Source organism: Frankia sp. EI5c (genome assembly GCF_001636565.1).
In the GTDB taxonomy this organism is placed as follows: Bacteria; Actinomycetota; Actinomycetes; order Frankiales; family Frankiaceae; genus Parafrankia.
Genome location: NZ_LRTK01000025.1, coordinates 26,111 through 44,871, shown reverse-complemented (window position 1 = coordinate 44,871; position 18,761 = coordinate 26,111). Strand labels below are relative to the sequence as shown.

The 18,761-nt window shown below is 73.3% G+C and carries 12 protein-coding genes and 7 pseudogenes; 12 read left to right on the top strand and 7 right to left on the bottom strand.

Annotated features, from left to right (window positions below):
* Positions 1–184 precede the first annotated feature (184 nt).
* On the bottom strand, positions 185–760 hold the full coding sequence (locus tag UG55_RS13855) for an Asp23/Gls24 family envelope stress response protein (protein WP_066068067.1): 576 nt from the start codon (positions 758–760) through the stop codon (positions 185–187).
* A 352-nt stretch (positions 761–1,112) separates the two neighbouring features.
* Between UG55_RS13855 and UG55_RS13850 the strand changes: the two genes are divergently transcribed.
* The 3 genes and pseudogenes from UG55_RS13850 (at position 1,113) to UG55_RS47285 (ending at position 4,014) form a co-directional block, all read left to right on the top strand.
* On the top strand, positions 1,113–2,153 hold the full coding sequence (locus UG55_RS13850) for a 4-(cytidine 5'-diphospho)-2-C-methyl-D-erythritol kinase (RefSeq protein WP_396230901.1): 1,041 nt from the start codon (positions 1,113–1,115) through the stop codon (positions 2,151–2,153).
* Positions 2,154–2,187: 34 nt separating this feature from the next.
* A pseudogene (locus UG55_RS13845) lies at positions 2,188–3,923 on the top strand (ABC-F family ATP-binding cassette domain-containing protein); the annotation flags it as partial.
* Position 3,924: 1 nt separating this feature from the next.
* On the top strand, positions 3,925–4,014 hold the full coding sequence (locus UG55_RS47285) for a hypothetical protein (RefSeq protein WP_396230905.1): 90 nt from the start codon (positions 3,925–3,927) through the stop codon (positions 4,012–4,014).
* Positions 4,015–4,033: 19 nt separating this feature from the next.
* Here the strand turns inward: UG55_RS47285 and UG55_RS13840 are convergent.
* Both UG55_RS13840 and UG55_RS36650 read right to left on the bottom strand, forming a co-directional pair.
* Positions 4,034–4,790, bottom strand: a pseudogene (locus UG55_RS13840) (acyl-CoA desaturase); the annotation flags it as partial.
* A 1-nt stretch (position 4,791) separates the two neighbouring features.
* Positions 4,792–5,056, bottom strand: a pseudogene (locus tag UG55_RS36650) (acyl-CoA desaturase); the annotation flags it as partial.
* 1,171 nt (positions 5,057–6,227) lie between these two features.
* Here UG55_RS36650 and glmU point away from each other — a divergent pair.
* The 5 genes and pseudogenes from glmU to UG55_RS36635 all read left to right on the top strand — a co-directional run.
* On the top strand, positions 6,228–7,691 hold the full coding sequence (gene glmU / locus UG55_RS13830) for a bifunctional UDP-N-acetylglucosamine diphosphorylase/glucosamine-1-phosphate N-acetyltransferase GlmU (RefSeq protein WP_083986785.1): 1,464 nt from the start codon (positions 6,228–6,230) through the stop codon (positions 7,689–7,691).
* Positions 7,692–8,036: 345 nt separating this feature from the next.
* Positions 8,037–8,331, top strand: a pseudogene (locus tag UG55_RS36645) (ribose-phosphate pyrophosphokinase-like domain-containing protein); the annotation flags it as partial.
* 1 nt (position 8,332) lies between these two features.
* A partial coding sequence (gene prs / locus UG55_RS13825; RefSeq protein ID WP_242424298.1) for a ribose-phosphate diphosphokinase occupies positions 8,333–9,011 on the top strand: 679 nt, incomplete at its 5' end.
* 115 nt (positions 9,012–9,126) lie between these two features.
* A pseudogene (trpS, locus tag UG55_RS36640) lies at positions 9,127–9,789 on the top strand (tryptophan--tRNA ligase); the annotation flags it as partial.
* Position 9,790: 1 nt separating this feature from the next.
* Positions 9,791–10,149: pseudogene (locus UG55_RS36635) on the top strand (tryptophan--tRNA ligase); the annotation flags it as partial.
* A 101-nt stretch (positions 10,150–10,250) separates the two neighbouring features.
* Here the strand turns inward: UG55_RS36635 and rsmA are convergent.
* Both rsmA and UG55_RS13810 read right to left on the bottom strand, forming a co-directional pair.
* Positions 10,251–11,069 (bottom strand): 16S rRNA (adenine(1518)-N(6)/adenine(1519)-N(6))-dimethyltransferase RsmA, encoded by an 819-nt coding sequence (rsmA, locus tag UG55_RS13815; RefSeq protein WP_242424303.1) that lies wholly within the window; start codon positions 11,067–11,069, stop codon positions 10,251–10,253.
* A 56-nt stretch (positions 11,070–11,125) separates the two neighbouring features.
* Positions 11,126–11,950 carry a TatD family hydrolase gene (locus tag UG55_RS13810; protein ID WP_066068137.1) on the bottom strand — a complete coding sequence of 275 codons (825 nt, stop codon included), beginning with the start codon at positions 11,948–11,950 and terminating at the stop codon, positions 11,126–11,128.
* Positions 11,951–12,095: 145 nt separating this feature from the next.
* Between UG55_RS13810 and UG55_RS13805 the strand changes: the two genes are divergently transcribed.
* Both UG55_RS13805 and UG55_RS13800 read left to right on the top strand, forming a co-directional pair.
* Complete coding sequence (locus UG55_RS13805) at positions 12,096–13,439, top strand: ABC transporter substrate-binding protein (protein WP_066068049.1); 1,344 nt, start codon at positions 12,096–12,098, stop codon at positions 13,437–13,439.
* Between the two features lie 126 nt (positions 13,440–13,565).
* Positions 13,566–14,069 carry a hypothetical protein gene (locus UG55_RS13800; RefSeq protein ID WP_066068134.1) on the top strand — a complete coding sequence of 168 codons (504 nt, stop codon included), beginning with the start codon at positions 13,566–13,568 and terminating at the stop codon, positions 14,067–14,069.
* 58 nt (positions 14,070–14,127) lie between these two features.
* Here the strand turns inward: UG55_RS13800 and UG55_RS13795 are convergent, their stop codons facing one another.
* Entirely contained in the window at positions 14,128–14,682 is a 555-nt protein-coding gene (locus tag UG55_RS13795) for a YdcF family protein (RefSeq protein WP_242424297.1), read from the bottom strand.
* A 1,222-nt stretch (positions 14,683–15,904) separates the two neighbouring features.
* On the bottom strand, positions 15,905–17,060 hold a 1,156-nt coding region (locus UG55_RS45985; protein ID WP_396230904.1), incomplete at its 3' end, for an MFS transporter.
* A 660-nt stretch (positions 17,061–17,720) separates the two neighbouring features.
* Here UG55_RS45985 and UG55_RS36630 point away from each other — a divergent pair.
* Positions 17,721–18,364: pseudogene (locus UG55_RS36630) on the top strand (Gfo/Idh/MocA family protein); the annotation flags it as partial.
* Between the two features lies 1 nt (position 18,365).
* On the top strand, positions 18,366–18,756 hold a 391-nt coding region (locus tag UG55_RS47280), incomplete at its 5' end, for a Gfo/Idh/MocA family oxidoreductase (protein WP_396230900.1).
* Positions 18,757–18,761 lie beyond the last annotated feature (5 nt).

Below are 18,761 nucleotides of genomic sequence, written 5' to 3'. Positions count from 1 at the left end.
GACACAGCAGTCCCAGCCGACACAGCAGTCCCAGCCGACGCAGCGGTTCCGGCGCACCCGGCCCGGGCCGGGCCGGCGAGGACGCTCGGGCGAGCGACCAGGCGCACGACGTCGGGGCAGGCGAGCACCTTCCGCGCGATCGCCGCCGGATCCGCGGGCCAGCCAGGCCGGGGGGCCGCGGCGCTCACTGCACCCGCGGCGCGGTCTGCCCGGACTCGTCGTCGCCGATGTAGATGTCGTCCACGGCGATGTTGACCTCGGTGACCTCAAGACCGGTCATCTGCTCGATCGAGTCGACGACGTTGCGCCGCACGGCCTGGGAGAGATCGACGATGGAAACTCCGTACTCACAGACCACGTCGAGGTCGACAGCCGCCTGCCGCTCCCCCACCTCGACTGTCACGCCCTGCGAGACACTCGGGCTGGTGCCCGGCAGCCGCGACTTGAAGGTGCCTACCGCGCGGCTGCCGCCGGTGCCGAGCTCGTGTACTCCGGAGACCTCTCGCGTCGCCACGCCGGCGATCTTGCGGACCACGGAGTCCGCGATCGAGGTCCGGCCCTGCGCCGTCACCAGTTCGGTGGACGAACGCCGGGCGGGGGCACCCGAACGCCCGGAGGTGCCCTGGCTGGTCCCGTTCTGCTGGTCTTCACCTGGCCGGCCCCGCTGGGACGCCGACTGCCCGTGCCCGGTCCAGGTCTCGCCCAGCCCCGTCTGCGCCGCGTCCGTTGGTGCGCCCTGGGTCCGAGTGGTGGTCGTCATCGCTCTTCCTTCCGCGTCACGGTTCCTCTCGTCCAGCCGACCGGCCCGGCCGGCCCGACCGGCGCCGCCAGACAGCCGCGGATGCCGCCAGGCACCCCCCGACCGGGTCGGGACTGTCCCGCAGTGCTGTGCTGTCGACGGGGTACCCGCCCGGACCAGCCTCATTCGCCCACCGGCGCGCGGAGCCGACGGGACGTCCGGACCGATAAGTTGAGCGCGGGCCCTGGTGACCGCCACCGGCCCTGCCCGCGCGCTCGCCGCGAGCGACGCCTGAGCCAAGGAGCGTCCGCTGCCTCGATCGAATCCGGGTCGACGCACCGCCGAACCCGGCAACGCCCAGTCCGCCGTCACCGTGCGCGCTCCCGCCAAGGTCAACCTGCACCTCGGTGTGGGCCCGCTGCGCAGCGACGGGTACCACGAAGTAACGACGATCCTGCAGGCCGTCTCGCTCTACGACGAGATCACCGCGACCTCGGTGCCACCCGAGTCCCTCGCCGGGCCGGACGGCTCCGGCCCGGTCTTCACCGACGACGACCCGATCGCGGTCACCGTCGGGGTCGCCGGCGAGGGTGCCCGGCCGGCTTCCGCCGCCGCGGATCCCGACGGGTCCGGCGGGGCGGGCCAGGCGGACGGAGCCGCCGACGCCTCGATCTCGGTGGTTCCGACGGGTCGGGACAACCTGGCTGTCCGCGCCGCCTACCTGGTGGCCGAGGCCGCCGGGGTCCGCGGCGAAGCGGTCCACCTGTCCCTGTCGAAGGGCATCCCGGTCGCCGCGGGCATGGCGGGTGGCAGCGCGGACGCCGCCGCGGCCCTGGTCGCCTGCGACGCGCTGTGGGGCACCGGCCTGGACCGCGAGACCCTGGTGGAGCTTGCCTCCCGGCTGGGCAGCGACGTCCCCTTCCCGCTCACCGGTGGGACGGCGCTCGGCACCGGCCGCGGCGAGCAGCTCACCGACGTCCTCGCCCGCGGTGAGTACCACTGGGTGTTCGCGCTGGCCGATGGCGGGCTGTCGACACCCGCCGTCTACGCCGAGTTCGACCGGCTCGCCGAGGGCCGGCTCCGGACCGGGCCGACCTCCGCCGACGCGGTGTTGGCCGCGCTGCGCGGCGGCGACCCGGAGGAGCTCGGTGCCGCCCTGGTCAACGACCTCCAGCCGGCCGCGCTGCGCCTTCGCCCGTCGCTGCGTCGGGTGCTGGAAAGCGGGATCGAGCTCGGCGCGATCGGGGCGATCGTGAGCGGCTCCGGGCCGACCTGCGCGTTCCTGGCCCGGGACGCCGCGGCCAGCGTCTCGCTCGCGGCGAGCCTGGCGGGCATGGGGGTCGCCCGCGCGGTGCGGCGCGCTCACGGCCCGGTCGCCGGCGCCCAGGTCCGCACTCCGTCCGTACCCGCGTGACCCGGCTGCCGACCGTCCCGATGGGGGTGCTGTTGTGAGCTCGGTCGTGGTCTCCCTGGAGACCGTCTCGGCCGCGCACGGCACGCGCACCCTGCTTGACGGGGTGAGCCTCGGGCTCGGCACCGGCGAACGGGTCGGCGTGGTCGGCCGCAACGGAGCCGGGAAGTCGACGCTGCTGCGCATCGTCTCCGGTGCGGCCGCGCCCGACTCCGGCCGAGTCGTCCACGCCGGCGGCACCCGGATCGGCGCCCTGTCGCAGGCGGATGACCTTCCACCCGGCACCGTCCGCTCCGCCGTCGTCGGCGACGTCGCCGACCACGTGTGGGCGGCCGACCCGCGCCAGCGGGCGGTGCTCACCGGGCTCGGGCTGCGCGACCGGCTGGACGAGCCCACGGCCACCATGTCCGGCGGCGAGCGCCGCCGGGTGGCCCTGGCCCGCCTGCTGGTCCGTGAGCTGGACCTGCTGATCCTCGACGAGCCCACGAACCACCTGGACGTGGAGGGGGTCGCCTGGCTGGCGCGCCATCTCGGCTCCCGGCGGGGTGCCCTGCTCGTGGCCACCCACGACCGGTGGTTCCTCGACGAGGCGTGCGACCGTGTCTGGGAGGTCGTCGACGGGCGGATCGACGCCTACGAGGGCGGCTACTCCGCCTACGTCCTGGCCCGGGCGGAACGCTCCCGGCGCGCCGACGTGACCGAGGCGCGGCGGCAGAACCTGCTGCGCAAGGAGCTGGCCTGGCTGCGCCGCGGCCCGCCGGCCCGCACCAGCAAGCCCCGCTTCCGCATCGATGCCGCGAACGCGCTCATCGCCGACGAGCCGCCCGCCCGCGACAGTCTCCAGCTGCGCACCTTCGCCGCCTCCCGCCTCGGCAAGGATGTCTACGACGTCGAGGACGTCGATCTGGTCGTCGGCGACCGCGAGCTGCTGCGCGACGTGACCTGGCGGCTGGGGCCCGGCGACCGGATCGGGCTGGTCGGCGTCAACGGCGCCGGGAAGACGTCGCTGCTGCGCCTGCTCACCGGGCAGCTTCAGCCACGCTCCGGGCGGGTCCGGGCCGGGGCGAGCGTGCGCGTGGCGACGCTGTCGCAGGAGGTCGCGGAGCTTCCGGGCGAGCTGCGGGCGCTGGAGGCGGTCGAGGAGGTCGCCCGGGTGCTCACCGTCGAACGCGGCCGGGAGCGGACCGCCGGGCAGATGCTGGAGCAGTTCGGGCTGCCGTCCGGCCGGCAGTGGACGCGGGTGCGTGACCTGTCCGGCGGCGAGCGCCGCCGCCTCCAGCTGCTGCGCCTGCTGATGGAGCGGCCGAACGTGCTGCTCCTGGACGAGCCCACCAACGATCTCGACACCGACACGCTGACGGCGCTGGAGGACCTGCTGGACTCCTGGCCGGGCACGCTGGTCGTAGTCAGCCACGACCGCTACTTCCTGGAACGGACCTGCGACACGGTGCTGGCGCTGCTCGGCGACGGGAAGATCACCATGCTGCCGGGTGGGGTGGAGGAGTACCTGGCCCGGCGGGAGGCCGCCGAGTCCGCCGCCGCGGGCGCCCCGTCACCGGGGACGGCGAACGGGGCCGGCGGCGGGGCCACCGACGGGCGGAAGGGGACCGGCGCGCCAGCCACGGCACGCCCGGCGCTGAGCTCCGGAGAGCTGCGTGTGGCCCGGAAGGAGCTGGCCCGCCTGGAGCGCGCGCTCGAGAAGCTGGAGCGCCAGGAGTCGGAGCTGCACGCCGCGCTGGCCGAGGCAGCCACCGACCACCGGCGGATCATCTCNCTGAACACCGAGCTGCAGGCCGTCACGACGCAGAAGGACACCACCGAGGAACAGTGGCTGGCGCTGGCAGCCCGGATCGAGGGCTCCTGACGACGCCCCGGAGCGGCCGTCAGGCGCGCTTGCTGGCCAGCCGCTCCGGGTCGGGCCAGCGGACGTCCCACACCAGCCGCAAGGTCTCCATCAGCTTGATGCCGTAGAAGCTGGTGTCGATCTGCCAGGGGCGGACGCCGTGCCGGGCCGAGGTGGGCTCGGCGTGGTGCAGGTTGTGCCAGGACTCGCCCATGGAAAGCAGCGCCAGCGACCAGACGTTGCCGGAGTGGTCCCGGGAGCGGTAGGGCCGGGCGCCCATGACATGGCAGATGCTGTTCACCGACCAGGTCACGTGGTGCAACAGCGCCACCCGCACCAGCGAGGCCCAGAAGAACGCCTGCACGGCGGCCTCGAACGAGCCACCCCACAGCCCGCCGACCACGGCAGGCAGGGCCAGGCTGACGAAGGCGCAGAGGGCGAAGGAGCGACTGATCCGGACGATCATGGGATCGTCCAGGAGGTCGGGGGCGTAACGGCGCTGGTCGGTCTGCTCGACCTCGAAAAGCCACCCGATGTGCGAGTGCCACAGACCCCGCGCGAGCGCGGCCGGCCCGGTTCCGTAGCGCCACGGCGAGTGCGGGTCGCCGTCGGCGTCGCTGAAGGCGTGGTGCCGCCGGTGGTCAGCGACCCAGCGGATCACCGGCCCCTCGATGGCCATGTTTCCGGCGATCGCCAACGCGGCCCGCACCGGCCGGGAGGTCTTGAATCCCCGGTGGGTGAAATAGCGGTGGAATCCGATGGTGATGCCGTGACCGGTGATCGCGTACATCACGGCCNCCAATATCACGTCGCGCCAGGAGATCCAGCGGCCCCACAGCAGGGGAACGGCCGCGACCAGCGCCGCGAAGGGAATCAGGATCGTCGCGAGCAGCACGATCTGTTCACCGCGCGCACGGGCGGCCGAAGGCGGCGCTACGGTGTGACTCGCGGCCGGTGTCGCCGCCGCGCCCGCGCGGACGCCTGCGACCTCCTGGTCACTGTCAGCGGCAGGCCCGCCCTGACGCCCGGTTTCGGTGGCTTTCACCGTGTCGGTAGCGGTCATTGCTTCATCCCGTCCGTCGCGGTGGGCCGCTCACTGCCGACCCTCTGGTCGTCACGTTAGCCCGCTTGGCTGACAACCGGCCCCAATCGCGGCGTCCGCCACGCAAACGGGCCGTGCCGGCCGGGCCGGCCGGTCCGGAGCGGGCGGCGGATCACGCAAGACCTGATCGCAGGTTCACCACGCCCCCGATCACAGGTTCCCCGTGGCGCGGGCCCCGACACCAGCGGTGACGGGATTGTCGCCTTCGCCCCTCCGGGCGCCCTCCCGATGCCCACCTGGACCGACGACATCGGGACACATCGAGGGCAACAGCCCGACCGACGACGACAACCGGGCCTACCGACAGCAGGCAGCAGGCAGCAGGCAGCAGGCAGCAGGCAGCAGGCAGCAGGCAGCAGGCAGCACCATGGTGATCGGGTCGGGCCCCTTGCCCCTGGCCCCCACCCCGGGCATCAGCACGGACCACCGGCTCGCGGCAGCCGGCAACGGGTCGGACACCCGACCGAGGCCAAGCGAGACTCCGGGCCGCGAAGGGCGCGAGGAGAGCGCGGGCGGTGCCCGCGCGGGCGGTGCCAGCCCGGGCGATGCCGGCGGCCCCGCCGCTCCGCCCGGGACGGCCCCGCCCGCGCCCACGGCGAGAGCCCACGACCGGTGACCCCGCCCAACTGCTTCGGCCCAACTTCTTCGACCCGCCCGCTTCGGCCCACGCCGCGCCCACCGCGGAACGCGAACATATCTTCCGACAGCCGGCCCGATGGTAGAGTAGCGCCGGGACTGACCGGCGTTTTCCCCGCGGTCCGCATTCCCCCTCGGTCCGCCGTAGTGTAATAGGCAGCACAGGAGATTTTGGTTCTCTTAGTCCACGTTCGAGTCGTGGCGGCGGAGCCCACGGGGAACGCGAATATTCCGACGCGCCTGACACCGGATTTCATCGAGTGTCCGGCAACAGTGTTTTTGATTTCCGGGACCCACCCGCACACGAACCCACGATCCCGCCGTGGAGCCCGCGCGGCATTGGTAGAGTGCTGCCTCGGTAGGCTTGCGGGCGTTGCCTCACCCGCCGCGAGCCGGCCGGGCGAACCCGCGTCGGTGCTTGACGGCGGATCGTCCATCGCACGTCGCGGAGTTAGATCGCAACGCAGTCCGGTCCGTCGAGATCGCGGGAGCTCGTGTGACTCAGCCACGTCCGGCCGCTGTCATCGTTCTGGCGGCGGGCGAAGGCCGGCGAATGCGTTCCAGGCTGCCGAAGGTCCTGCACCCGCTCGCCGGCCGCACCCTGCTGGAACACGTGCTCGCCGCGGCCGAGCCGGTCCGGCCCGAGCGGGTCGTCGTGGTGGTCGGTCATGGGCGGGAGCAGGTGACGGCCATGCTGGCCGAGCGTGCCCCGCACGTCGCCACGGCCGTGCAGGAGCATCAGGGCGGCACCGGGCATGCCGTGCGAGCGGCGCTCGGCGCCCTCGGTGACCTCCCGCCGGACGCGGCCGCGGTGGTGCTGCCGGGTGACGTCCCGCTGTTGACCAGTGCGGCGGTCGCCGCCCTCGTCGACCGGCACCAGGCGAGCGGGGCCGCGGCCACCGTGCTGACCGCCGCGGTGGCCGACCCCACCGGCTATGGCCGGATCGTGCGCGGCCCCGGCGGCGAGGTGCGCGAGATCGTCGAGCAGCGTGACGCGGACGCGACCACGGCCGCGATCAACGAGATCAACACCGGCGTGTACGTGTTCGACGTCGAGCTGCTGCGCGGCGCGCTGAAGCGGCTCACCACCGAGAACGCCCAGGGCGAGGAGTACCTCACCGACGTGGTCGGTCTCCTGGTCACCGACGGCCTGCCGGTGGGCGCGCACGTGCTGGCGGACGCGGCCGAGGCGGCCGGCGTCAACGACCGCAGGCAGCTCGGCGAGGCCGGGCTCGTGCTGCGCGACCGCATCGTCACCGCCGCCATGCTCGCCGGAACCACGATCGTCGACCCGGCCTCGACCTGGATCGACGCCGGCGTCGTGCTGGAGCCCGACACGACGATCTGGCCGAACACGCACCTGCGCGGGGCCACGAGCATCGCCGCCGGCGCGGAGGTCGGCCCGGACTGCACCCTCGTCAACACGGTCGTCGCCGCGGGCGCCCGGGTGACCCGCTCCGTGCTGGAGGGCGCCGAGGTGGGCCCGGGTGCCGCCGTCGGCCCCTTCGCGCACCTGCGCCCCGGGACCCGGCTCGGCCGGAGCGGCCGGATCGGCGCCTTCGTCGAGACCAAGGCCGCCGACATCGGCGCGGAGACGAAGGTCCCGCACCTCGCCTACGTCGGCGACGCGGTGATCGGCGAGCGGACCAACATCGGTTGCACCACCGTGTTCGTGAACTACGACGGCGTGGCCAAGCACCGCACGGTGATCGGCTCGGATGTCCGGATCGGCAGTGACACGATGCTGGTGGCCCCGGTCACCGTCGGGGACGGCGCCTACACCGGTGCCGGCTCCGTCATCCGCGAGGACGTCCCGCCCGGCGCGCTGGCGGTCCGGGAGGGGCGGCAGCGCACCATCGTCGACTGGGTGTTGCGGCGCCGACCGGACAGCGCGGCGGCCCGAGCCGCCCAGGCCGCCCAGGCCGGGCGGGAGTCCACCCAGCGCCGGCCGGGAACGTGAGTTGAGGCACAGCCGATTCCCTGGCCCCGCAATTCGCTGGCATTTGTCCCGCCACAGGTCGAACGTGGGAGAGGTTTGGCCAGAGGTGCGCTGATCTNGGATCGCTCGGTTTCGCCCGCCCCCGGCCCAGGCCGCCGCCCGGCCGGAGCGGGCAGGTCCCACCTGGCCAGGCGGCGTCGTTACCCCGGTCCCGGCAGACGACGAGCACCGCCCGGTCCCGGGTGCCCCGTCCCACGGCCCGCCGCCGGCCCCGGCCGCCGGCGGCTCCGCAACGGTCCCACGTCCGCAACCGTCCCTGTCACGGCCGCCTGTCAGCGCCGCCAGCAACGCCCTGAGGAGAAACCGGTGGGATACCAGACCGAGAACCGTCGGAACCTGATGCTCTTCGCGGGACGCTCCCACCCCGAGCTCACGGCCGAGGTCGCCCGAGCGCTCGAGGTGGAGCCGGTCCCCACGAGCGCGTACGAGTTCGCCAGCGGCGAGATCTTCGTCCGGTTCGAGGAGTCCGTCCGCGGCTGCGACGCCTTCGTGCTTCAGGCGCACGGCGCTCCGGTGAACACCTGGCTGATGGAGCAACTGATCATGGTGGACGCCCTCAAGCGGGCGAGCGCCAAACGCATCACCGTCGTCGCCCCGTTCTNCCCCTACGCCCGCCAGGACAAGAAGCACCGCGGGCGGGAGCCGATCTCGGCCCGTCTGGTCGCCGATCTGTTCAAGACCGCGGGCGCGGACCGGCTGATGTCCGTCGACCTGCACACCGCGCAGATCCAGGGCTTCTTCGACGGGCCGGTGGACCACCTGTTCGCGCTGCCGCTGCTCGCGGACTACATCGAGAGCAAGCTCGACACCTCCGAGGTCACCGTGGTGGCGCCGGACTCGGGCCGGGTGCGCGTCGCGGAACGGTGGACCGACCGGCTCAGCTGCCCGCTGGCGATCATCCACAAGCGCCGCGACCCGGACGTGCCGAACCAGGTCAAGATGTTCGACGTCGTCGGCGAGGTCGACGGGCGCACCTGCGTGATCGTCGACGACATGATCGACACCGCCGGCACGATCACGAAGGCGGCGGAGTCGCTCAAGGAGCACGGCGCGACCAACGTCATCGCGGCGGCCACCCACGGCGTGCTGTCCGGGCCGGCCGCGGACCGGCTGAAGAACTCCGAGATCAGCGAGGTCGTCCTCACCAACACCCTGCCGCTGGCCAGCGAGGCGCGCATCGACAAGATCACCGAACTGTCGATCGCGCCGCTGATCGCCGCCGCGATCAAGGCGGTCTTCGAGGACGGCTCGGTCACCGGCCTCTTCGGCGGCGACGCCTGACCCGACGCCCGGCCCGGCACCCGGCCCGGCACCTGAGCCGAGTGGGTGCGGCCGGCGGTGGGCGCGCCGCCGCACCCGCCGTCGGCCGTGCCGGCTGTCCGTAGAATCAGCCGACATGACGCAGGACCGCCCACGGGTGTCGCTGACCGGGATCAAGCCGACCGGCGAGCCGCACCTGGGCAACTACATCGGGGCGATCCGTCCCGCGCTCGAGCTCGCGGCGACGTACGAGTCGATCTACTTCATCGCCGACTACCACGCGCTGACCTCGATCCGGGACCGGGCGAAGTTCGCCGCGTACACCCGCTCCGTCGCCGCCACCTGGATCACGCTCGGCCTCGACCCGGAGCGCACGGTCTTCTACAAGCAGTCCGACGTGCCGGAGATCTTCGAGCTCTCCTGGATCCTTTCCTGCGTCACCGGCAAGGGCCTGATGAACCGGGCGCACGCCTACAAGGCGGCCCGTGACCGCAACGCCGAGAACGGCGTCGCCGACCTGGACGCCGGCGTCAACATGGGGTTGTTCAACTACCCCATCCTGATGGCCGTCGACATCCTCATCATGGGCTCCGACGTGGTCCCGGTGGGGCAGGACCAGGTCCAGCACGTCGAGTACGCGGCGGACATCGCGGGCTCGTTCAACCACCTCTTCGGCAGCGAGTACAGCCTGAAGATCCCCGAAGCGCTGATCCCGCCCGGCACCGGCGCCCGGACGATGCCCGGCACCGACGGCCGCAAGATGAGCAAGTCCTACGGGAACACGATCCCGCTGTTCGCCNCGCCGTCGCAGCTGCGCAAGCTCGTCCGCGGCATCCGCAGCGACAGCACGCCCGTCGAGGCGCCGAAGGACCCGGACAGCTCGGCCGCGTTCCAGATCTACGAGAACTTCGCGACCCCGGAAGCCGTCAAGGACATGCGGGTCCGGCTGGAGCGGGGCGGCACCGGCTGGGGCGAGCTGAAGAACGCCCTGTTCGAGACGCTGGACGCCTGGCTGACCCCGCTGCGGGCCCGCTACGAGGAGCTCATCGCCCCCGACAGCGAGCTGGACGCCATCCTGGCCGCCGGTGCGGAGAAGGCCCGGGAGCGGGCCCGCCCCGTCCTCGCCGGCGCCCGCCGCGCCATCGGCGTCGACCGCTAGCGCGCCAGCGGCCCGCCTCCCCCGGGGCGAAAACTTGAGATCTTGCGGCCGGATTTCAAGTTCACTTGCATCGTCTACCGGGCGGGTCTCGGTTCCACCCGTCAGGCCGGATCGAGGCGGGCCTGGCGCGCGATGCGGACGAACGCCTCCACGTCGAGGGTCTCGCCGCGGGCGCCCGGGTCCACGCCGGCGGCCCGCGCGAGCCGCTCGGCCCGGCCCGCCGAACCGGCCCAGGACGCCAGCGCCGTCCGAAGCGTTTTGCGCCGCTGCGCGAAGGCCGCGTCCACCGCGGCGAAGACCTCCGCGCGCAGCGACGCCTCGGCCGGCGGGGTGGGCCGGCGACTGAACGCGACCAGGCCCGAGTCGACGTTCGGCTGCGGCCAGAACACCGGCCGGGGCACCCCTCCGGCCGGGCGCGCCTCGGCGTACCAGGCGAGTTTGACACTCGGCACGCCGTAGATCCGGCCGCCTGGCGGCGCGGTGAGGCGGTCGGCGACCTCCGCCTGCACCATGACCAGGCCACGCCGCACAGTCGGGAACCGCTCAAGCAGGCCCAGCAGCAGCGGTACCGCGATGTTGTACGGCAGGTTCGCCGCCAGCACCGTCGGGGCGGCGACCGCGGCGGGCAGGTCGGCGGGGCCCACCCGCAGGCCGTCGGCCTCGATCACGTGCAGCCGGCCCGCCACCTCGGCGGGCAGCCGGGCCGCCGCCGTCACCGGCAGGGCGGCGGCGAGCCGCGGATCCACCTCGACCGCGGCGACCGCGCCGGCCTCGGCGACCAGGCCGAGAGTGAGCGAGCCCAGCCCGGGGCCGACCTCGAGCGCGACATCGTCCGGGCCGATCGCGGCCAGCCGGACGAGCCGGCGGACGGTGTTCGGGTCGACCAGGAAGTTCTGGCCCCGGCGCTTCGTCGGCCGCAGGTCCAGCGCCTGGGCGAGCTCGCGGATGTCGGCCGGCGAGAGGAGCCCCTCGATCTCTACCAGGGCCCGAAGGTCCGTTCGGCGTTGGCCGCCACCGCCGCGGCGAGGTCGTCCACCTGCTCGCCGCGGGTCTGCGCGAGCAGCCGCAGCGTCAGCGGGACCAGATAGGGCCCGCCCGGCCGGCCGCGCCACGGGGCCGGGGTGAGGTACGGCGCGTCGGTCTCGACCAGCAGGAGATCCCGCGGCGCCACCGCGGCGGCCGCGCGCAGCTCGCCGGCGTTCTTGAAGGTCACATTGCCGGCGAAGGACATCACGTACCCGGCGTCGGCGCAGGTCCTGGCCATGGCCGCATCGCCGGAGAAGGCGTGGAACACCACCCGCTCGGGCGCGCCCTCCGCCGCCAGGATGCGCAGCGTGTCGTCGTGCGCCTCCCGGTCGTGGATCATCAACGCCCGGCCGGTCTCCTTCGCGATCGCGATGTGCCGGCGGAAGCTCTCCTGCTGGGCCGCGTGCCGCTCCGGCGGCGTGCGGAAGTAGTCCAGGCCGGTCTCCCCCACCGCGACGACGCCGTCCGCGCGGGCGAGCTTGGCGATCGCTTCGAAGGTCGCCTCGTCCACACCCGACGCCGCCTCGTTGGGATGGATCGCGACCGCCGCCCACACCTCGGGATGGGCCGCCGCGATCTCAGCCTGCCACCGGCTGGTCTCTAGATCGACACCGACCGTGACCATTCGGGTGATACCGACCGCCCGGGCCGCCGCGACCGCCTCGGCCACCGGTGTGTCCATCAGGTCCAGGTGGCAGTGCGCGTCGACCGCGGGGACGGCCAGCGGATCGGGCGGTGGCGGCGGGTCGCCCACCCGGCCGGAGTTCCTCGCCACCCAGTCCACTCCCCACTTGGCGGACACGTCACCGCGGCATCCGTCGCGGTATCTCCCCACGCCAGATCTTAGGGCTCCCGCCGGGCGTGTCGGCACGACGGCCGTGCGATTCTGAAGGAGTGCTTGACCTCACGGGCTTTCTTCCATGACGACGCCGCTTCCCGTAGCGCTGGTCACGCCGCTGACCGGACCGGACGCCGCCCTTGGCCTGGCGGCGCTGCGCGGAATGACGCTCTGGGCACGTGACGAACGGCTGCCCCCGCCCTGGGACGAGGTGGGTGTGACGGCCTTCGACGCCCACCCCGATCCGGTCCGCGCGATGCGCTCGGCGGTCGCGACCCGGCCCGCGGCGATCTTCGGGCCGATCGGCATGCGGGCCGCCCTGGGCGCCCTGGGCGCCACCAGCCGGGTCGTCTTCAACGCCGGCGCGCCATCCACCCGTTTCGTCCGGCAGGCCTTCCCGCACGTCGTGAACGTGGCGGCTCCGGCCTCGACCTGGCCCCGCGGGGTGCTGTCGGCGATCCGCTCCGTGGACCGGCAGGCCCGCCGCGTCGCGCTGCTGGCCTCCGGCGAGCTCGCCGTGGAGCTCACGTCGGTGTGCAAGGCCGCGGCCCGGGCGCAGGGCTACGAGGTCACGTCGAACGTCTTCGCCCCGGGCCGGGGCGGGGCCGCGGCCCGCCCGCTGCCGCCGGCCGACGTCCTGATCGTGCACGCGGGCGCCGAGGACGAGCTGGAGATCGCCGACATCCTGCTGCGCCGTTCCTGGCGGGCGGCCGCGTTCTCCACGGCGGTCAGTGCCGAGGCGACGGCGACGCTGGGTGCCCTGCGCGAGGGCCTGCTCGCCCCGGCGAGCTGGGCGCCGGAAGGCGCCGTCGAGCCGGGGACCGGCCCGGCCGCCCGGGAGTTCTCCGCCGACTTCACGCTGCTGCACGGGGTGGCGCCCACCGAGACGGCGGCCTGGGCCTACGTCTCCGGGCTCATTCTGGGCCGTTGCATCCGGTACTGCGGCGGGGTCGGCGATGCCTCGCTGCTGGCGGCCGCCCGCGGGCTGGACACCACGACCCTGCTCGGCCGGTTCCGGCTCGACGAGGCGACCGGGCTACAGGTGGGCCACCAGGTGCCGATCGTCCAGTGGCAGTCCGGTGCCTCCTGGACGGTCTGGCCACGGGACGCCGCCCGGGCGCCTTTCCACCATCCGCGGTGGAACGCCCCGCCCCCCGGTGGCCTCGCCGCCGATGGTGACCCGCGGGGGGACCGGCTGCCGGCCGGCCCCGCGACCGGGCACTCCGGCGGCCCTGGGGCACCGGGCGGCCCGGCGCGGGCACCTGTACCAGGCGACACCGACACCGACACCGACGGCGGGACCGGGACCGGGACCGGGGGGACGGTGCCGCTGCCCGCGCAGGGCATGCCGGGGCGCCCGTTCGGCCTCGGCCGACCGAGGCCGGGCCTGGGCACCGGCGGCTTCGGCCTGCAGCGGCCGAGCTGAGGGCGGGCTCGGATGTCCCTCGGCCAGACCGAGACCACCAGCCAGGCCGAGACCACCAGCCAGGCCGAGAACCGCGACCAGCAGCTACCGGACCGCCCCGACCCGGGCCACGCCAGGCGGCGCCGGATGACCCTGCTCCTCGCCCTCGGGGTCAGCGGCCTGGTGTTCCTCGTCGCAACCGACCGCCTCTTCATCCATCCCCGGCCCGACTCGCTCGCACCGGCGGACGCCATCGTGATGTTCGCCGGCAGCCCGGGCCGGCTGGAGCACGCGGTGGGCCTGGCCCGAGCCGGATACGCGCCGACGCTGGCGGTCTCGATGCCGACGGCGAACGACCCGTGCCCACCGCCCATCCCGAACGTCGAGGTGATCTGCTTCGCGCCGGATCCCCTCACCACCCAGGGCGAGTCCCGCTGGACGGCGATCGCGGCCGCCCGGTACGGCTGGAAGTCCGTCATCGTGGTCACCGCCACCACCCAGACGACCCGGGCGCGGATCCGGCTCGCGCGCTGCTACTCCGGCAAGGTCCTGATGAGTCCCGTCCCGCCGCCGCGGAACATGTGGCCGTACATGATCGCCTACGAGTGGGCCGCGATGGGGAAGGCGCTGGTGTTTCAGCGGGGCTGCTGAGAGCGGGGGCTGCTGAGGGCGGCGGGGCCCGCGGCCGGCGCGGCCCGCGGCCCGGCCGTCAGCAGCTCCGCTGCCACACGACCGCCTTGACCATGGCCGCCGTCTGGTAGGTGAACAGGTACGGCCAGTCGCGCAGGCGGGTCCCGACGGCGTCCACGAGCAGCTCACCGTCGTAGCAACGGCCGATGCGAAGCCGGGCCCGGCTGTCCTGGGAGCGGTCGGTGACGAACAGGATCGACTCCCAGCCGTGCAGCCGCGCCAGCCGGGCGGCCTCCCGGGCCTCGCCCTGCGTCGTCTTGGGATCGGGCCAGAAGCAGACGACCCGCACGTCACGGCCGATGTCGGCGGTGGAGGGGCAGCGCCGGGTTCCCGGCATGGAGATCACCACGGTCGGCGCGATGCCCGACCGCGCCAGTTCGAGGGTCCGGTCCAGCCGCGGCCCCGGCCCGCCGAGCATGAAGATCGCATCCACCGGCCGCGGCTCGTCGATCTTCGGGAACGCGATCAGCCGCACGGTGGCCAGAACGAACAGGAGCGTGAGGCCGGGAACCCCGTAGCGGATCGCCAGCCGCTGTCTCGACCTGCGCCGCTGTCGAGCGTCCTCGATCACCACCACCGTGACGCTAGCCGGCGGGCAGGCGGATCTGGCCGGCACCGGGTGGTGCTCTGTTTCACGTGTCCCCGCTGTTGCCGGACCCACCCGATGATCAGCCCCGGAAAGCGGGCGACCACGCCTTGGGCACGAGCACGCGTGCCTGGCCGGAGCCGTCGGCCGGCTCGATCCAGGTGTCGGTGATCGCGGCCTCCGCACCGTCCCTGGGCAGGCCGTACGCGATGGTCTCGTTGTCGTACCAGGCGATCTGATCGTCAACCGATCGCGTGTCGCTCAGCTGCGTGCGGCGCATGGTCCGCAGGTCGAGCACCGTCGCGACCCACCGGACGGGGCCGTCGTCCGCGACCCGTTCCTTGAACGCCACCCGGGTGCCGTCCGGAGACAGCGACGGGCACTCCACGTTGGTGGTCAGGGTGTGCACCTCACGGGCCCGCAGCGACCCGCGCACCAGGTAGGTCGTCCCGTCGGTCGACAGCGTGGCGTAGAAGGTGTCGTCGTCGGCCGCGAAGGTGACGCCCCAGAAGTTCTGGTCGACCGGGTTGATCCGCTCGCCGTCGCGATAGATCGCGAACTGTTCGAGGTTCCCCAGCTCCTGCCGGTTCTCGACGTCGTACAGCGTGGTCGCGGTGGAGAAGGCCGGGCCCGCGTACGAATGGCCGGTGACGAAGACCGTGACCGCGGCCAGCCGGGCGTCCGCCGACAGCCGGGCCCGGCTGGGCACCCCGCCCAGCCGGAAGGAGTGCAGCGTGTGGAGGTCGGCGTCGAACAGGTACGCCTGGTAGGTGGTGACGAGGCCGCGGTCCGAGCTCAGGCAGAGGCCGATCTCACCGCGCACGTCCACCCGGTCGCAGGACATCGAGGTCACGGCGGGGGTGCTGGCGGGTTCGTCGCGCGGCACCATCGCCACCCGGCCGTAGCTGCCGTCCCGGGCGGTGGAGCGGAAGATCACCCGGGGATCACTGCCCAGGGTGGACGGGTCCAGCCGCGCGGCACCGTTCGTCACCGTCGCGACCCGAGCGGCCTCCCGGTCGGCGTCCCGGCGCAGCACGTGGACGACGTAGCCGGTGCCCACCAGCAGGCAGGCCACCAGCACGATCAGGAACGCCACGACGGTCACGCGTGATCTCGACGGCGCCTCGGGCTCGCCCTCCGCGCCGTCAGCCGGGCCGGTGCCGGCCCGTCCTCGGCGCCGTTCCTCAGCCACGCTGCTCTCGCTCCCCCNCCTGATCATCTCCCTCGCCCGGACCGGATCGGCCGACCCGCACGCCGCGCAGCGCCACCACCGCCAGCACCACCGCGACCAGCCCCGCGGCCACGGCCCAGCGGAAGGCCACATCCGGCCCACGCAGCGTCCACAGGGCGCCGAAGGACGCCGCCCCGGCGAGCTGCGCGAGTGCCACCCCGGTCTGGACGAGGGCGAGGCCGCCCGTACGCAGCCGGGCGGGCACCAGCGCGCTCGCCGCCGCGGCCAGCATGCCGTCGGTCGCCGCGTAGTAGGCGCCCAGCAGGACCAGCACCGCGACGAGCCCGCCCACTCCCGGCTCGGAACGGCAGAGCACAAGGTAGACACCGCTCAGCGCAAGATAGCCGCCGACGAACACCCGCTGCCGGCCCACGAGGTCGGCCAGGTACCCCAGCGGCAGCGCCAGCGCCAGGTAGACGCAGTAAACCCCGGCCGCCAGCAGCGGGAAGTACACCCCGGCGAGCGAGACCTGCTGTTGCAGGCGCAGGTACACGAAGCCGTCGCCGACGGTGCACAGCGCCAGCCCGACACCGACACAGGCCAGCCGCCGGAACCGCCGCGACCGCAGCAGCCCGAGCGTGGCGGCGGGTGATGGCCGTTCCCCGGCCGCCCCCGCGGCACCCTGCGAGCGGGTGGAGGGCGGGCGGACGAGCAGCACGATCACGGCCACGCCCACCAGCCCGACACACGCGCTGAGCACGAACACCAGGTCGTAGGAGCCGGGTGAGACCGCGAGCAGCGCGAACGCGACGAACGGGCCGAGCATCGCGCCTACGGTGTCCATCGCCCGGTGCAGGCCGAAGACGAACCCGAGCCGGGCGGGGGGCGCGGAAAGCGACAGCATCGCGTCGCGGGGCGCCGTGCGGACGCCCTTGCCGATCTGGTCGGCCGCGAGCGCCCCGGACAGCGTGCTCGGGCTGGTGCCCCCCGCCGCCAGCACCACCTTCGCGACCGCCGACATGGCATAGCCGGCGGCGGCGACGTCGCGGTGCCGGTGGAACCGGTCCGACACGAATCCGCTGACCAGCCGGCTCAGCGCGCTGGCCCCCTGGTAAAGGCCGCTGACAAGCCCGTACTGGAACGGGGTGAAGCCCAGCCGCTCCACCAGGTAGAGCGGCAGGACCGCGGTGACCATCTCCGTGGACAGGTCGGTGAGAAGGCTGGTCAGCCNGAGCAGGATGACGGTGGGACCGATCGCCCGCAACCGGCGCCGCCGCACCGCGGTGCCGCCGGATCCCTCCCCACCCGCGGTCGGCTCGGCCGCCGCGCCCGCGCCCGCGCGGGCAGGCGGCGGCGACACCGTGTACACAGCGGCCGCCCCCCTGGCTGACTGGCTGACTGCGGGCCGGCCGGCCGCTCACAGCCGGCGCTCGACCGCCCACGGCCGGGCCGGGGCGGGCCGCTCCGCGCGGCCGGGCCGCCAGGCGCCGGGACCAGGCCGGGACACCGCCCCGGCGGGGAAACGGATTGGCTGGGTCAGGATTCCGTCTCCATCACGATCATCGTGGACGAATGCTACAGTACCCCCCGGATGGGGGGATGCCACATGGGGGGATGTGCTACGGGGCGCGGGGGTCTTCCACACCGCCGGTCAGGCACACAGGAAAGTTCGCTTTCGCGGCCGGGCGCCGCGCACCAGCTGAGCGAAGGCTTCACAAAGCCTTCATTCAGTTTCTATCGATGATTTTCCGAACGCAGGCAGTGCTCCTTCCCTCTCCCAGCCGTGAATGTCGTGGTGGCCGCAGGGGCGCCACAGCCGAATCCACGTGAAGGAGATTTCTTTGCAACCGTTCGNGGTTGCCGTGGTCGGAGCCGGATACTGGGGCCCGAATCTGGTTCGCAACTTCGCGAGCTCCGAGCACTGGCGCCTGCGCTGGGTCTGCGACTTCGACACCGACCGGGCCCGCGCCGTGGCGGGGCACCTCGGTGACGTGCGGGTCAGCTCGGAGCTGTCGGATGTGCTGGCCGACCCGGACGTCACCGCGGTCGCCATCGCGACGCCGGCAGCCAGCCACACGGATCTCACCCTCGCCTGTATCGAAGCGGGCCGGCACGTCCTGGTCGAGAAGCCGCTCGCGGCGACGGCCGCGGACGGCGCCAAGCTGGTCGCGGCCGCCGAGGCCGCCGGTGTCGTCCTGATGTGCGACCACACCTACTGCTACACGCCGTCGGTCGCGCGAATCCGCGAGCTCACCCACAGCGGCGAGATCGGCGACATCCAGTACATCGATTCCGTGCGCATCAATCTCGGGCTGATCCAGCCAGATGTCGATGTGTTCTGGGATCTCGCCCCGCACGACCTGTCGATCCTCGACTTCATTCTGCCGGCGGAATTCGCTCCGCTCTCCGTGACCGCGCTCGGGGCCGATCCGGTGAACGCCGGCCGCAGCTGCGTCGGGTATCTCACGATGCCGCTTCAGGGCGGCGGGATCGCGCACANCCACGTGAACTGGCTAAGCCCCACGAAGATCCGGAAAACGGTGGTCGGCGGTTCCCGCAAAATGATCGTGTGGGACGACCTGGAACCGTCCCAGCGGCTGAGCATCTATGACAAGGGCGTCGAGATCAGCGAACAGCCTCTGGACGACCGGGCGCGGCGCCTCGTCTCCTACCGGGTGGGTGACATGGTGGCCCCGGCCCTCGCCGAGACCGAGGCGCTGCGCGGCGTCGTCACCGAGTTCGCCGAGGCGATCCGCGAGGGGCGGCCGGCCCGGACCGACGGCTCGTCGGGGCTGCGGGTCCTGAGAATACTCGAAGCCGCCGCCGAAAGCGCCGCCAGCGGCGGCCAGGCGGTCCTGCTGCCAACCGAAGGGAAAGGGCTCCCCGAATGACCGAC